Below are 15236 nucleotides of genomic sequence, written 5' to 3'. Positions count from 1 at the left end.
TCTAGAATTTCAAGTTCTTCAAGCTTTCTATTTCTCTATCACCTTGGAGTTTAAAGAAAGTATCTGGATCGTGTTTTTCGGGTTTAGGAAGTGTACCTGAATACTTGATTGAATATGAGTAGTCTGCTTTTATGTTTTGATGCTCTTTTTTAGTTTCTTTGTCGTGGATCTTGACGTAATAATCGTTGGTGTCGAAATAGGCAAATGCGTCGTATTTAATGTCTTCTTGAGATTTGATTGTAAAAGCGATATTTATTGTATTTGATTTGATATTGCCTACTGTAAATATCACGTTATTAGACGCTATTTTATATGGTGTATTGCTTTGATATATGATAAGTTCGGACGCATTCTGTAAAGATAGATTGATTTGTTTTGCAACATTTTCAGTATTAATTTTTATTCCATATATACTTCTTTCAGCAATGTCTATCTTTTGAAAAGATACGTTTATCAAATCTTTTTGTATTTTAAATGCTTTTTCTACTTGTTTTTCGTCTTTATTTAGTTCTAGACTAAAACTCTTTGTTGATATTTGAATTGTATTTCTATTTTCTTTAAGATATTCTACATTAATTTTATTGATTTTTTCTGGAAAGCTTATTATTTGGTCTATCTTGATCGTTGAAATTGTACTTATGTTGTTTGAGATTATTATCGTAGCGATTATTAAGAAAAAGGTTATAGATACCATCTTTTCAGCCTTTTTAAATTCTTGTAGCATTGGTGGAGTCTTGTACTTTAAATGTTCTACGATATCAATAAGTATTGGTGAGAAAAGTGATATCGATATTAAGTAGCTCAGTGCCACGGGTCTTGAAATAAGAGAAGTTGTTTGTAAAGATGACGCTAGTATGAAGTTTAAGGTCCAAATAACAGCCACTATGACCTTTTTTGTAATGTTTCTTTTATTAGGGATAAGTAGTATTAATATATTTTTAAACAGTATAACTAAAATAAACTCTATCTTGATATATAGTAGCATAATAAGTTCAATAACAGAAATTGCTATTGCTAAATACTTAAGTTCTCTAAAATTTAGATATATTTTGAGTTTATATGTGAAGTAGGAAAGCAGGTTAAAACTAAATAAAGTTAGGAAAAAATTTACCAGATAGATCGGATTTATGATACTGTAATCTATTGCGCTTTCATATTCTGTGAGTATTCTATTTGTGATGGTGACCGAAATGTACGTGCTTAAGAATAATATAAAGAACAGCCTTATTATTTTGTAGTAGTTGTCTTTAATTCTTCTAATCATTACGCCATTTTTTGTAAATTTTCTGAGAAACATTAATATAATGGAATTGTAGATTGCGTATATCAGTACAATGAGAGCACTTTCGCTTATGATCAATTTTTTAACTGGAGTGTTTATGATAACATAGTGCAGGTGATTTACATTTTTGACATTTTGTTTGGATGTTATTGTTTCTTGAATTGATTTATAGATATCAGAAAGGTTATTATTCTTTGGGCGTGCTAATAAGGGGGCCTTTTCATTGTTGTTGATAATTAAAATCGGAATCTCTTCTTCTAGGTATAGGTTGTATATTTCGTTTATGTTCTTGTCACGGATTTTTGAAACAACAAAATTTGCTTTGTTGTTTTCAAATGCTCTAATGAGTACTTCTAGAAAATTTAGGTCTGTTTTTGAGTTTATTACGTTTGATTGATTCTTAAATTCTATTATATTGTTTTCTTTGGCGGCATTTAACATCAAGTATATTGTTCTTGTGTTTTTTGTAAGAGCATTGTTATTAAGAAGTAATCTACTGCTTATTGTCGACATTTCCTTATGTGAATCGTCTTCTATGAAGTATATGTTTAGGGTATTTTCAATCTTGATATTTTTTAGTTCGCTTAGCAATGTGATTGCAATTGCGATTGCAAGATTGTTTTGCAAATCATATTGTATTTCTAAGGGGACAATGATGTTATACATGATTTTACCACTTCCCTTTATTTGCGAGTGAATTGTTTTTTGCAAGTATCCAATAAATCCAATTTCTTGAAGTGAATGTTCTTTGTATCCAATCTTGTTTTCTGTTAAATGTTTTTTTATGTAGTCATAAGTACTTGTTATTTTTTCTGTAACTTCATTTAATTCATTGATTTTTTTAATATGTTCTTTTATTTGCTGACTATATGAATTTGTTTCGTTTGCTTTTATTGGTTTGTATGCAACAAACACGTGAAACAGAATTAAGAACAGTATCTTAATTCTCATAGTTTTTAATGTCTTCTTCTACTTGCATGATTTTAAGTATATTGGGGTTTCCTTTAAGAGATGAGAGAACCATTGCCACATTTTTTGCATTCGATGAGATAATTATGTTGCTTATGCCGTATCCGTTTCCGCAGTCTTCTATTTTTTCGCTAATAAGTCTTATATTAAAAGTCGTGAAAATATTATCTAGATAATTGAAAAGACCTTTTAAATTTTTTAAGAAAATTACAATATGATACACCTTCCTTGTTGGTGTTGCTTCCCATTCTACTTCAACAAGGTGGCTTTTTTTGTGATGTTTTGATGCTTGACAATTGTCGTTGTGTACTATGATTTCATCTTTTTGTATTATGCCAATAATATCTTCTCCTGTTGATGGATTGCATTCAGGAGATATGGTAATTCTTTTTATTCTAGATTTTGTTAAGGACTTAAAGAGACTAAAAAGTCTTTTCTGCTCTCTGGTCTCCCCAATAAGATATGCAATTATATTATTGTCTACAAATATTGTATCGTCATTCTTGTTAAGCCAAGATCGAATTTTTGAGCGTGCTTTTTTTGTTCTAACGCTAGTTAGCCAAATTACATCGGCTTTTGCTTCTGGCGAGGTGAATATTTCAACAATTTGCTCGTTTCTTAAAGGTTTTGTCAAAGAGCTAATCTTTCCGTTAATTTTTGCATAAAGTGCTTGGTTTCCAATATCTGTATGTATTGAGTATGCGAAGTCAATTGAATTTGATCCAAATGGAAGCTCTACTATTTCTCCTTCTGGTGTATATACATATATAAATGTGTTTAATAGTTCTTTGTGTATGTCATTCATTGAGTATTGATTTTTGTTTGCCGAATCTTGTTGCCATTTTTTTATGCGATTAATAAATGAAAGGTCATCAGCTTTAAGCTCAATTTGCTCTTTATAGATCCAGTGGGCGGCAACACCATATTTAGCAATTCTGTCCATTTCTTCTGTTCTGATTTGTATTTCAATCAATTGATTGTCCTCTGGTATTCTTACAGTGGTGTGCAAAGACTGATATTTATTATCTTTAGGTATTGCTATGTAATCTTTTAGTCTTCCGGGTATTGGTTTCCAGACTTTGTGTACAATCTCTAGTATTTCATAGCATTCTTTTTGTTGTCTACAGATTATCCTTATCCCCAAGGTATCGAAAATTTGAGAAAGGTTATTCGTTCTTGTTTTCATTTTTCTAAATATTGAATAAAAATGTTTAGATCGTACTGTAATCTCTGCTTCAATCCCAATTTTTTTAAGTTCCTTCTCGATTATCAATTTTCCTTTATATAATTTTTTTTCTCTCTCTATTTTTGTTTCAGCTAAAAAATTTTTTATCTCTTTATATTCTTTTGGATAAAGATATTTTAATGAAAGGTCTTCTAAATATACTTTAAGAGATGAAATGCCAAGCCTTTCTGCAATTGGCACATAAGTGGCAAGACAATCTTTTGCAATTCTCTCTCTTCTGTTTTTGGGTAAGTGGGAAAGGGTTGTCATGTTATGTAATTTATCTGCGAGTTTAATGATTATTATTCTAATGTCATGAGTCATTGCGAAAAACATTTTTGAAATTGTGTTCGCTTCTTTGATTGCCCTTGTTTTGTTGTGTAAATCATGAATTTTTGTTACACCATCAATTAAGCTTAAAATTTCTTCATCGAATTCTTTAATTATTTCTTCTTTAGAAACACTTGTATCTTCAAGTACATCGTGTAACAGTCCAGCTATTGTTGTTTTGAAATCCAATTGAAATTTTGCAAGAAATAATGCAACTGTTATTGGATGGATTACATAAGGAACTCCACTTTCTCTGTATTGTCCTTGGTGCAATTGTTCTGATATTTCAAGAGCCTTAAAAATTAATTTTTTTTGAATCTCATCCTTGTAGGCATCACTGATGGTATCTTTGAAGATGTTTTTTATTTTATCAAGATTATTGATTTTCATTAAATATGCAATTTCATAGGGTTGTATCATTTGTTATCCTCAGTACCAACGCTCTTTTCCTTGCTTCAATATCACGTAGAGTCTTGAGATATAAAAACCCTTCTCGTACCGCAAACTCTTTAATGGGTTCTATCTGCCATGGAGCTGATTCCATTATCAAGAGCCCATTCCTAGCAAGTCTATGTTTTGATTGTTGTATTATTTTTCTTGAAAGCTCAAGTCCATCCGTTCCAAAACCTAAAAGAGCCATTCTTGGTTCTCTTTCTGACTTTTCTTTTATCCTCAATTCATCTTCATTCAAATAAGGAGGGTTGGTAATTATTATTTCAAACCCTTTGCCTACACATTCTAGCAGATTTGAATGTATTATTTCTACATAATTCTTTAATTTTAGTCTTTTTGTATTTTTAAGTGCTACCTTTAGGGCCTCAATAGAGAAATCTGACAATGTTACCTTTTTCTTAAGACAATGCGCAAGTGTAAGACCAATGCATCCGCTTCCACAACATAGGTCTAGAATTTTATTTAAGTTATTCTTTTTAATTTGTATTAGGGCTTCTTCTACTAAACATTCTGTGTCTGCTCTAGGTATGAGTACATCTTTATTGATATAAAAATTTATCCCCATGAATTCTTTTATCTTAAGTATGTGGTGTATTGGAATTCCTGATTTTATATTATTTATTTGATTTAAAAATTTATATTCCGACTCCTTTGTTAAATTTTGATTTTTATTTGCAAGGATAACTTCCTTTCTAGTTTTTAAAATTTTTTCAAGTAGCAACAACGCCTCAAGAGTACTTACGTTATATTGCCTAGAACTCTTTATTGCTTCATTTATTGTCATTGAAAGGGGTTATATCGAATTGGCTTTTAATGCTCTTTCTTGAAGTTCCAAAGCTAGCATGTCAAGAAAAGAATCAAGATCTCCTTGCATAATTTCTTCCAATTTATAAAGACTAATATTTGCTCGGTGGTCTGTTACTCTGTTTTGTGGGAAATTATATGTTCTAATGCGTTCAGACCTATCACCTGAGCCTACTTGTTGCTTTCTCTCGCTTGAGCGCTGTTCTTGTTTCTTTATGTCTTCAAATTCGTAGAGTCTAGCCCTCAAAATTTTCATCGCTTGATCTTTATTTTTGTGTTGACTTCTCTCATTTTGGCATTGTACCACAATGTTTGTAGGTAGATGTGTAATCCTAACAGCAGAATCCGTTGTATTAACATGTTGGCCACCCGCACCAGAAGATCTGTAGACATCTATTCTCAAGTCTTTTTCATTAATTTCAATATCGGTGTCTTCAACCTCAGGAAGCACGGCAACGGTTGCAGCAGAGGTTTGAAGCCTCCCACTAGATTCGGTTATGGGTACTCTTTGAACTCTGTGGACTCCGCTTTCATGTTTGAGTTTTTTAAATACATCCTTACCCTTTATTTCAAAGCTTACTTCTTTAAATCCCCCAAGTTCTGTTTCATTAAAGTTAATAAGCTCTGTTTTCCATTTTTTCTTCTCAGAATACTTTGCATACATTTCGTAAAGATTGTTGGCAAAAAGAGCGGCCTCTTCCCCACCTGTACCAGCTCTAATCTCAATAATAATGTTTTTGCTGTCGTTTTCATCTTGAGGTAAGAGCAGTACTTTGATTTTATGCTCGGTCTCATCTTTTTCAAGATTTAAAGTGGTCAGTTCTTGTCTTACTAATTCCCTCATTTCTGAATTTTCTTCCTCAGAAAGGATTTTTTTATTTTCTTCAATGTGACGCAATATCTTTTTATATTTATCTTTTTGTTCTTTAATTTTTTCTAAATAGTTAAATTCTTTCACTACCTTTGCATATTCTTTTTGATTTTTAATTAAACTTGTATCTCGTAATCTATCTTCAAGCATTTTCATCCTGTTCTCAATCGAACCTAGTTTATTTAAAAACATCCCAATTTTTCTCCTAAGGGGGTAGTAACATTTTATCCTAATTTTAGATTTTTTGTTACAGCTGCCCCTAAATTTTATATAGGAGGGTTTTAGTTTAGATTTAGGTAAAATTTTTAGTGTGTAAATTTGAGTATATTTTTTTGATTTTTTATATAATGTGTATTATCAAGGTTTGGATATTAAAGATTTGATACCTTAGTGTTTATGTATAAATATTATGTGTAAATATGATTTGTGTGCTTTGGTAGCATACACGAAGTGAGTTGCATTATATCTTTAATAAACCAGTTGAAAGGGGTATTTATGTTGGAAAAGGAACTTCTAGGTGATCTTGAAGATATGTCGAAAGTTTCTGATAATAAGCTTCTTGATGTTACTGAGAAATCTAAGAGGGGATACCAGTTAATAAAGGAAGAGAGACTTGATGAGGCAGAGGCGTTGTTTAACGATATTTTAGAAAAGGATAATGATAACAATTATGCCCTTGTCGGCCTTGGGGATATTGAAAGGAAGAAAAGGAACTTTGATAAGGCGATAGCCTACTACCAAAGGTGCCTTTCTAAACACTTAAGTAATAATTATGCGCTTTTTGGTTTAGGGGATTGTTATAGAAGTTTAGATGACTATAAGAAGGCTACGGATATATGGGAAGAATATTTAAAGTACGATGCTGAAAATATTACTGTTTTAACGCGAGTTGCTGCCTCCTATCGAAAGTTAAAGAATTTTCAAAAATCTAGACAAGCATATTTAAGGGTAATAGAACTTGCTCCTGATAATGATTATGCTCTTGTTGGTATTGGGCATTTATATTACGACTTTAAAGAGTACAAGGAAGCATTGAAGTATTGGCTTAAGATGTATGAGATAAATCGGGTTAAGATTGATGTGCGTGTCTTAACTTCAATTGGTAATTGTTACAGAAAGTTAAAGGAATATAGCAAAGGAATTTATTTTTTTAAAAAAGCATTGGAAATTTCTCCAAATAATTTTTATGCTGTTTTTGGACTTGCTGATTGCTATAGGGGAAGTAAGGATTATAATGAGGCATTAAAATATTGGCTTGAAATAATAGAAAGAGATCCAAAGAACAACTTGGTTTTAACAAGAGTAGGGGACATATATCGATATTTGAAGGATTACGAAAAGTCACAGGAGTATTATAAAAAAGCTCTTGACGTTGATTTTGATATGTTTGCCATACTAGGGCTTGCTCTACTACAAAAGGAAAAGGGGCAATATGAAGAGGCATTGTCTGCTATTAAAAGTCTTATAAAAAATAATCCTAAAAATTCAATATTGTACGTTAATGCGGCCGAGTGCTATGAAGCAATGGGGCAAATTGAAAATGCTGTGGATATTTTATCAAAGTTTTTACAATTAGGAATGAAAAATGTTGCCATTATTGACTACATTGATAAGCTTAGAAAGAAGATGAACCTATGAATCTTGAGTTTGAAAGATCTATCTTTTTTAATAAGTTAGTAGATACGCATGTTCATTTTAATGAGCTTAGGAAGAATTCTGTAGACGTTCATTATGTTATTAATAAGTGCTTGAGTAGCGGGTTTTCTTATTTTCTTGATATCGGCCTACATCCTAGTGATTTTTATGAGAGAAAACAACTTTTAGATACTTATTCTAATATTTCGCTTACAGCTGGAATTCATCCTTTAAATGAGGCTTTAAAAGATGATTTTGAATTGCTTGATAATATTTTGGCAAATGAAAATGTTATTGCTGTTGGTGAGATTGGTCTTGATTATTTAAAATCAGATAATAAAAAAGAGCAGATTGAGACTTTAAATATTCAGTTAGATTTGGCTAGTAAATATAGAAAACCTGTTATTCTACATATTAGAGAGGCTTATGATGATGTTTACGACATTATTAAATCTTCCCAATTTTTAGGCAGGGGAATACTTCACTGTTATTCTGGTACTTATGAATATGCTGGTAAGTTTATTGATTTTGGGTTTAAAATATCTTTTGCGGGCAATTTAACTTTTAAAAACGCAGAACCTTTAAGGGAGGTTTTAAGAAAACTAAGCATTAATGATATTTTGATTGAAACAGACAGTCCATTTCTAGCGCCAGTACCTTTAAGGGGAAAGATGAATGCTCCTCTTTTTTTAGGATACATATGTTGTGAGGTCGCAAAAATTAAAAGTTGCGATGCAGAAAGTATTGCAACTATGTTGTATCACAACTTTGAAGATTTATTTAAAAATTCTTACCAATTGTCATCATAAGTAGTCGATGTATTTTGTTCATCAATCATTGCCTTTAGTTCGGATAGATATATGTATTGCGGTTCGTGGTTTATTCTGTGTTCAGGTATTATTTTTATTCTTATTAATTCCGAATCTTTAGTCTCTTTTTTAAATTTGTGTGTCTTTTGGACAAAACTTTTTGGCATATATGCGGTGAGTTTTTTCCATCCAAGAAAGTTAAGTTTAGAACTGCCGTCTTCTGCCTTAAATGGAATTGAGTGAAAAGTACCCGATGAGTCTTTTAATATTGCAAAAATTTCTGTGCTAGTTTCTCTTCCATCTACCCATAAAGAGATGCTTTTGACAATTCCAGGTATTATCATCTGCCTATCTGGTTCCAGATTCATTTCGCTATCGCTTCTAGAAGTAATGTACCTAAGCGCTACTACAAATTTTTTATCTTGAGTTGTACTGTTATTATTTTTAAACCTAACAAGCAGAGGATTAATCCTTTCAGTAAAAAATCTTAAATGAAAATCAAATGGATCTTCCATTGTAGAAAGAATATATTCTGTTTGTCCCTCTTTTTTATCGTTCTTTTGATCAGTATTTTGTGCGAATATGCAGGCACCACCCAAAGTAAGTAACACTACTAAAACCTTTATCATATTAAAACCCTTATAATTTGAAACTAAGTATTATTTGTTATATTAGGATAACAGATTTACATTATCTTTTGTATATGTTTAACTCATATTGAAAGTTTTTGTCGATTTTTTTTACAATGTCTGTCAGATCTAACTTATTAATTCCGATGATGTGTTTTAAATTAATTTTTTTAAAATCTTTCCCAGTATCTCCAATAAGCACAAATTCTATTTTTTTAAAAAAAGGTGAACTTGACAATCTTTTTAAGTAGATGTGACTATTTTTCATTGAAAATAGAATAACTATTTTTATTTCAGGAGTAATGAAATTTTTTAAGTACTGTATGTTTTCACTGTTGATTGTAGTGATGTTTATGCTTTGCTCTTTTGCACTTTTCTCTAGGTGTTCCGAGTCTTCGTTGCTTAAAGAGTTGTCTCTCATTATTAAAGAGGCTGTAGGGTGTGCTAGAGATTTGGTGAATATGAAATCAACAGCCTTTTTTAGTGAAAATTTGACATCAGAGAGCAAGAAAATTTTTTCCCTTATGCCATCTTTATTAAGAATTTCATTGGTTGTTTTGTGCGTTAATAGTATCTTCTCTACACTGACTAAGTTATCTTTAACCATTTCAATATCTTTTTCATTTATGAACAATATATCATCCTGTATGAATGGATCATCTTTAATTTTGAAGAAATGTGCAGTTGCATCTGAAAAAATGATTATATAGTCGAAATGTCCCCCTGAAATTTTATTTCCTTCACAGCAGAGAAATGAAAACAGAATGAATAATGTAATAAAAATAGTCTTTTTCTTTAGCATTTGTTTAAAGTTTCAGCGAGTTCTTGTTTAAAAATACAATTCCCATTAGTGCTATTGATATGACTAAAGAGTATAACTGCATATTAATCAAAATTAATACCTTCAAAAGCGTAATAGTTACTTCTAGCAATAGGAGGGGTATAAAAATAAGCTTATATCCGTTTATGTTACGCGTTACAGAAAGGCGTATTCCTTTCTCACATATTATCGCTGTAAACACTAATTCCACTATGTGTAAAGCAGGCATCTTGATGTACTCGTAGGTACCAAATATTTTACTATTCATAATAATTATTTCTAAATTTTTGGAAAATATAATTCCAAATGCAAAATATATTAAAAATATCGGGTTGTTCTTAATTTGTGAATTTGGATTAAATGTGGAGAAGAATACAAAAATTAATATTGGAAAGACATAATAATACAAATGTTCTTTGATAAATATTGAGATTGCTAAACTCAAGATTGTTCTATAGTTTATTTCCAATATTTTATACAAAATGAATTCTTCCGTCAGATATAGCGAGGAAAAAGCAGTCATGCCAAGTAAAGCTAGCATTGAATATGCATATTTTTGTTTAATTTTTCTCAACTGAGGATATTTTATTAACGTGTAAATTTTTAAAACCAAGGGTAGACTTACTAGTAAAAACACATTCATTACAAGTAAATTCTACTCTTAAATTATCCATTAATCAATTTAAATTATCCATTAATCAATTGATTTTGGATTGTTTGCAAAATACTTTTTGTTATTTTGTTTAAATGGAAATGTATTGTAATTTACTTTTTTATGAAGGTATATTAGAATTAATCAGTGATTAGTGTCATTTTAGGAGTATGTATTTTTAGATGATAAATAGGAGTTCCAATAGGGATAGAGTTAAAGCGGGAGATCGTGAGTTAAAAATTAACCATAAAATTAAGGCTAGTGAGGTGAGGGTTGTTTTTGAAGATGGGACTCAGTCTGTTTTACCAATTGATGAGGCCATTAGACGCGCTCGCGAGGCTGAGCTTGATTTGGTTGAAGTTTCTCCGAATGTGTTGCCTCCGGTGTGTAAGATAATTGATTATGGGAAGTATAAATTCCATCAGGAGAAGAGGCAAAAGGAACAGAAGAAGAGTCAAAGGGTAATTAAGCTTAAAGAGGTTAGGATGCAGCCGAAAATAGATACTCATGATCTTGATTTTAAGTCTAGGAATGTTTTGGGGTTTCTTAAAGAGGGTAATAAGGTAAAGGTTACTATAAGGTTTAGGGGTCGTGAGCTTGCACATACTCATTTGGGGTATGGGATTTTGGATAGTGTGCTTGAGAGGGTTGGGGATGTTAATTATAATTTAGAATCGCCAGCTAAGATGGAGGGCAAGACGATGTTTTTGGTTGTTGCACCTAAGTCTAGGAAGTAAGTGATAGGAGATATGAATGTCAAAGATGAAGACGCGTAAGAGTGCTAGTAAGAGATATTCTTTTACTGCTAAGGGAAAAGTGAAGTATAAGAAGCAAGATTTGAGGCATATCTTGACAAAGAAGTCCTCCAAGAGGAAGAGGCACTTGGGTAAATCGGGTGTGCTTTCGAGTTCTGAGGTTAAGAGGATTAAGACCTTGTTGCCTTATGCTTAATGTTTGATTTGAGGAGATTATATGGCTAGAGTTAAGAACGGGGCGGTTCATGTTGCCAGACGAAGGAGGATTCTAAAGCAAACCAAAGGGTTTTGGGGAACCAAGAAGAGTAATTACAAGAAGGCTAAGGATACTCTTCGCAAGGGGATGATGTATGCTACTAGGGATAGGAAGACTAGGAAGAGAGATTTTAGAAGTTTGTGGATTGCAAGAATTTCTGCTGCCCTGACAGGTATGGAGATTAGCTATTCTAGGTTTGTTGAAGGTTTAAGAAAGGCTGATATTAGGCTTAATAGAAAGATTTTGTCTAATTTGGCAATTGAGGATATGGAGACCTTTAAAAAGATAGTATACGAAGTAAAGAATTAAAGAAGTTCCTGAGGAGTTCAATTATAGGAATTAGAGTTATTTTTTGCGACATCTCACTAAAATTGGGAATTTGAGTATTTTTTTAATTGATGATCGCTTAATGCTAATCAGAGGTTAAGAATGAGAGTTCCATCTTGTAAAATAGCGCTAAATAAGATGTTTCTGTGTTGGCTTCTTGGGATTTAATTTGAAGGGTTGTTATTGTGCAATTTATTTCTCTTGAAAATATTGAAAAACAAGACAGTTATATCTATTACAGGAATGTGTATTTTGCTGATGTCCTTTATAAGTATAAGGGGTCTAGTGAGACTAAGCGGATTAAGTTTACGATAGAAACAACTCCTTTGGGTGAAAAACATATAACTATTGACTTCCTAGATCCTTTGGATTACCCTGTGCTCAGTTTAATGATTGCAATAAAAAGGCATATAATCGAGATTGATGTGGAGGGTGAGCTCCCTTGATTTTGTCTTTCAAGTCAGAGGAAAAAATGGTAGACTTTTCTAGGTCTTTTTTTAATCCTTTGCCTATTGGTAGGGTTTTTGCCCTTTGTGGTAGCATGGGGGCCGGGAAGACGACATTTTTAAAAGGGTTGGCTTTAAACCTTTCTGTTTCTTATTTCGCAAGTCCGACTTATAATGTTATTAATGTTTATGAGTTTGCGAATTTTAATTTTTATCATATTGATCTATATCGTCTAAATAGTTTAGAGGAGTTTGAACTTATTGGTGGGATGGAGCTTTTATTAGATATTTCGGCTATAATAGCTGTCGAGTGGCCAGATATTATTCTTGATATTTTGCCCAAAAGCAGATTAGTATTTTTAAAGTTTAAAATACAAGAAACTACTAGGGTTTTAGAAATTAGCGATGAATACTCTTGCGTTTGATTATTCATATAAGTCCTTGTTAGTTTATTTTAAAACGAATGATGAGGTTTTATATCTGCTTTTAGAAAAAGACAGGGACGGTTTTAACCTTAATGTTCCAAAAATATTCAACGACTTTATATTAAAGAATCAAGTTGATCTTGATAAACTTGATTTAATTATTAATTCTTCTGGTCCTGGTTCTTTTACGGGTTTAAGAGTTAGCTTGAGTTTTGTTAAGGGCCTCTCATTAGGGCTTGATATTCCTTTTGCGAATATTCCTACTTTTGATGTTTTTGCACACATGGTACGTGAAAGATCGGAAGTGGTGGTTACTTTGAGTTTTACTGCAGGTAGGTATTTTTTGGGCTATTATAGCTGTTCTAAATTGCGTGATGGGGTTTTTTGTTTCTCTGAAGAAGAATTATTTGAATATTTAGAAAAGTTTGATTCTAATTTAATTATCATTGGAAACGGAATTGAATTTGTTTATGAGAAGCTTAAAAGCAAATATAATATCGTTAGTGATATGGACTCTTTTGGTGCGGTCTTGACAGAGCTTGGTAGGTGTAAGTATATGGAAAGCAAACAAGGGGACGGTATCTTGTCAGGCCCTTTTTACGCAAGAAGGAGCGATGCAGAAATCAATCACTCTTTAATAAAATAATCAAATAAACTCTTGATTTTATGCATACTCTTACTTATACTGTGCTTGTCTTGCAGGAGTGACTTTCTGTTTTCCTCTTTAATGATATCGTAAACTTCAGATCTAAATATTTTAATCTCTTCGGGTGCTTTTATTGCTATTTTAACACTGTCTTTTTTTATTTCAAGTATTGAAACTTCAATATTAGAGTCTATTTTTATGCTTTCGTTTACCTTTCTTGACAAAACTAGCATGACTCTTCCTTAAAGACTCTGTATCTGAGATAATGCTCTTCATTTGTAGATATGGCTTGCTTCCCAATTAGTTTTTTTTTGTTTAATATGATGGGAGCTTTCAAGTTTGCTGTGATGTTCTTATAGTTTTCGACATACATATTTATTATACAAAGTATTACCCTTTCATCCTCATGCTCTGCCTCAATATCTTCCCAATCTTCCTCCTGTATATTGGGCGAATACCCCTCCAGAAAGTTAAAGGGAGATGTTACTAAAAAACTGATCTCGCCATCTACTGACTGCATAATCGAGAAGGGCTTGTGCTCAGAGTCTTTAATGATAAACTCCTTAATATCCTCAAACCCCAATATTCCTTCGGGAAATTTAAACTTTATATTATTTCCATCTGTCATTTTATTTTAGAAAGTCTAATAAAGTCGTTTGCATTATCCTCGCAGAAACCCCTAAAGATACTTGATAAGCTAGACTTGCCATATTAAGATCTGTTATTGCTTTTGTCACATCAAGGTCAGTATATTTAACCATATCGTCTTTCATATCCATTACTTCTTTGCTAATTCTTTCATAACTGGAATCAAGTCTATTCTCCTTAGCCCCAAGGTCGGCTATTGTCGTAAGGATTTTATTTAAACTTTCATCAATTTCGGCTAAGCTCCTGCTTCCAATAAGCTCTTCTCTGTTTTCTTCTAAATTATCTCTCAATTCAATTAAGGTATCAAAAATAGATCTGCTTCTAACTTCAGAATTCCCTGCAATATTGTAAGGAGGGGATTTAGTATCATTATTTGTGGTAATAATACCAAGATCTTGCAGTACAGTTGAGCCTTCTTCTGCCATCCATATTTGGTGTGGTGTAGTTGTTTGTATTGCAATCGAGTTTAAAATTCGATTAAGACTGGCTTCAACAGGAGCAGATGACTCATTAATTTTAGCAATAATATCAGCAGCTGTATCACCCGCCACTAAAGCTATCTCAACATTGTCAATATAAATTTTTGTATTTTCTTTTACAACAAATCCATTGATATTTGTTGATGATATTATATGGTGATTTTGTGAAAAAAACACTTCATTCCCAGGATAATTGGTTGAAATATAAACCCCATTATATATTTCCATTTCTTTTTCTGCTTGATTGCCATTGTAATCTATTCTTATTATTTGAGGAGCTTCTCTATCTTGAGTAAGATTATTCACCCTATTTTCTCTAGTTACTTTAAAAGCTTCAGCATCAATTTTAGTTCCTGCAAAAATACTATATCCGTCTGAACCCTTTACATTAGCGATTGCAATAACATCTTCAAGAATTGCATTTATTTCTTTAGCTATTATCCTCTTATCATCAGGACCATAAGTTCCACTGGCTCCTTGAACAGTTATCTCTTTCGCACGAGTTAAGATGTTTAACAAAGATTGCAAATATCCTTCCGTATATCTAAGCTTCCCTTTAGAGCTATTGATGTTTTTTATGTAAGTGTTAAGTTTGAAAACATCGCTATCTATTCTTATGGCATGAGTGACTCCTGTAGGATCATCTCTCAAGCTTCCAATTCTTTTCCCGCCTCTGTTCAAGCTTTCCAAAAGCTTCGTTATCTTTACTTCTTGCTCCGTCGAAGACGATTTTAAATTATCATATGTTAAAGGATGGCTTACCCTGTTGATCATG

The 15236-nt window shown here is 32.0% G+C and carries 18 protein-coding genes; 8 read left to right on the top strand and 10 right to left on the bottom strand.

The annotated features are described in order from the left end of the window. Position 1 precedes the first annotated feature (1 nt). The 4 genes from QYZ68_RS00980 to prfA are packed head-to-tail and all read right to left on the bottom strand — an operon-like array spanning position 2 to position 6126. On the bottom strand, positions 2-2233 hold the full coding sequence (locus tag QYZ68_RS00980; protein WP_301383718.1) for a ligand-binding sensor domain-containing protein: 2232 nt from the start codon (positions 2231-2233) through the stop codon (positions 2-4). After that, positions 2223-4226: a RelA/SpoT family protein gene (locus QYZ68_RS00975; protein ID WP_301383716.1), complete on the bottom strand. Its 2004-nt coding sequence runs from the start codon at positions 4224-4226 to the stop codon at positions 2223-2225. Before QYZ68_RS00975 ends, QYZ68_RS00980 begins: the two co-directional genes overlap by 11 nt. Next, positions 4210-5043 carry a peptide chain release factor N(5)-glutamine methyltransferase gene (prmC, locus tag QYZ68_RS00970; protein ID WP_301383714.1) on the bottom strand — a complete coding sequence of 278 codons (834 nt, stop codon included), beginning with the start codon at positions 5041-5043 and terminating at the stop codon, positions 4210-4212. The genes QYZ68_RS00975 and prmC overlap by 17 nt, the downstream gene beginning before the upstream one ends. Positions 5044-5052: 9 nt before the next feature. Then, a complete protein-coding gene (prfA, locus tag QYZ68_RS00965) occupies positions 5053-6126 on the bottom strand; it encodes a peptide chain release factor 1 (RefSeq protein ID WP_301383712.1) in 1074 nt (357 codons plus the stop codon). Between the two features lie 303 nt (positions 6127-6429). Here prfA and QYZ68_RS00960 point away from each other — a divergent pair, with 303 nt between their 5' ends. Beyond that, positions 6430-7572 (top strand): tetratricopeptide repeat protein, encoded by a 1143-nt coding sequence (locus QYZ68_RS00960; RefSeq protein WP_301383711.1) that lies wholly within the window; start codon positions 6430-6432, stop codon positions 7570-7572. Continuing rightward, entirely contained in the window at positions 7569-8378 is an 810-nt protein-coding gene (locus QYZ68_RS00955; RefSeq protein ID WP_301383709.1) for a TatD family hydrolase, read from the top strand. Before QYZ68_RS00960 ends, QYZ68_RS00955 begins: the two co-directional genes overlap by 4 nt. On the opposite strand, the gene QYZ68_RS00950 is transcribed toward QYZ68_RS00955, so the two are convergent. The 3 genes from QYZ68_RS00950 to QYZ68_RS00940 form a co-directional block, all read right to left on the bottom strand. Then, the gene (locus QYZ68_RS00950) at positions 8360-9007 is read right to left on the bottom strand and encodes a flagellar filament outer layer protein FlaA (RefSeq protein WP_301383707.1); all 648 of its coding nucleotides are present in this window, start codon (positions 9005-9007) and stop codon (positions 8360-8362) included. The two genes, QYZ68_RS00955 and QYZ68_RS00950, sit on opposite strands and share 19 nt — an antisense overlap. A gap of 61 nt (positions 9008-9068) precedes the next feature. Continuing rightward, positions 9069-9809 (bottom strand): hypothetical protein, encoded by a 741-nt coding sequence (locus QYZ68_RS00945; RefSeq protein ID WP_301383705.1) that lies wholly within the window; start codon positions 9807-9809, stop codon positions 9069-9071. A 4-nt stretch (positions 9810-9813) separates the two neighbouring features. Then, a complete protein-coding gene (locus QYZ68_RS00940; protein WP_301383703.1) occupies positions 9814-10470 on the bottom strand; it encodes a hypothetical protein in 657 nt (218 codons plus the stop codon). A gap of 191 nt (positions 10471-10661) precedes the next feature. On the opposite strand from QYZ68_RS00940, the gene infC reads away from it, so the two are divergent. From infC to tsaB, 6 genes are all read left to right on the top strand, one after another. Continuing rightward, a complete protein-coding gene (gene infC, locus QYZ68_RS00935) occupies positions 10662-11216 on the top strand; it encodes a translation initiation factor IF-3 (protein ID WP_301383701.1) in 555 nt (184 codons plus the stop codon). A 16-nt stretch (positions 11217-11232) separates the two neighbouring features. Continuing rightward, positions 11233-11430, top strand: coding sequence for a 50S ribosomal protein L35 (rpmI, locus tag QYZ68_RS00930; protein ID WP_301383699.1), 198 nt, complete (start codon positions 11233-11235; stop codon positions 11428-11430). A 21-nt stretch (positions 11431-11451) separates the two neighbouring features. Next, positions 11452-11799: a 50S ribosomal protein L20 gene (gene rplT / locus QYZ68_RS00925; RefSeq protein ID WP_301383697.1), complete on the top strand. Its 348-nt coding sequence runs from the start codon at positions 11452-11454 to the stop codon at positions 11797-11799. A 203-nt stretch (positions 11800-12002) separates the two neighbouring features. Next, the gene (locus QYZ68_RS00920; protein ID WP_301383695.1) at positions 12003-12263 is read left to right on the top strand and encodes a hypothetical protein; all 261 of its coding nucleotides are present in this window, start codon (positions 12003-12005) and stop codon (positions 12261-12263) included. After that, on the top strand, positions 12260-12688 hold the full coding sequence (gene tsaE, locus QYZ68_RS00915) for a tRNA (adenosine(37)-N6)-threonylcarbamoyltransferase complex ATPase subunit type 1 TsaE (protein ID WP_301383693.1): 429 nt from the start codon (positions 12260-12262) through the stop codon (positions 12686-12688). Before QYZ68_RS00920 ends, tsaE begins: the two co-directional genes overlap by 4 nt. After that, positions 12669-13334: a tRNA (adenosine(37)-N6)-threonylcarbamoyltransferase complex dimerization subunit type 1 TsaB gene (tsaB, locus tag QYZ68_RS00910; RefSeq protein WP_301383691.1), complete on the top strand. Its 666-nt coding sequence runs from the start codon at positions 12669-12671 to the stop codon at positions 13332-13334. The genes tsaE and tsaB overlap by 20 nt, the downstream gene beginning before the upstream one ends. On the opposite strand, the gene csrA is transcribed toward tsaB, so the two are convergent. The 3 genes from csrA to QYZ68_RS00895 are packed head-to-tail and all read right to left on the bottom strand — an operon-like array spanning position 13316 to position 15235. After that, positions 13316-13567, bottom strand: coding sequence for a carbon storage regulator CsrA (csrA, locus tag QYZ68_RS00905; RefSeq protein ID WP_301383689.1), 252 nt, complete (start codon positions 13565-13567; stop codon positions 13316-13318). The two genes, tsaB and csrA, sit on opposite strands and share 19 nt — an antisense overlap. Next, positions 13561-13962, bottom strand: a complete 402-nt coding sequence (fliW, locus tag QYZ68_RS00900) for a flagellar assembly protein FliW (RefSeq protein WP_301383687.1) — start codon at positions 13960-13962, stop codon at positions 13561-13563. The genes csrA and fliW overlap by 7 nt, the downstream gene beginning before the upstream one ends. Position 13963: 1 nt before the next feature. Continuing rightward, positions 13964-15235, bottom strand: a complete 1272-nt coding sequence (locus QYZ68_RS00895; protein WP_301383685.1) for a flagellar hook-associated protein 3 — start codon at positions 15233-15235, stop codon at positions 13964-13966. Position 15236: the final 1 nt, after the last annotated feature.

The organism is Borrelia sp. P9F1 (genome assembly GCF_030436115.1).
GTDB lineage: Bacteria > Spirochaetota > Spirochaetia > Borreliales > Borreliaceae > Borrelia.
This window is presented reverse-complemented; position numbering and strand designations above follow the sequence as displayed.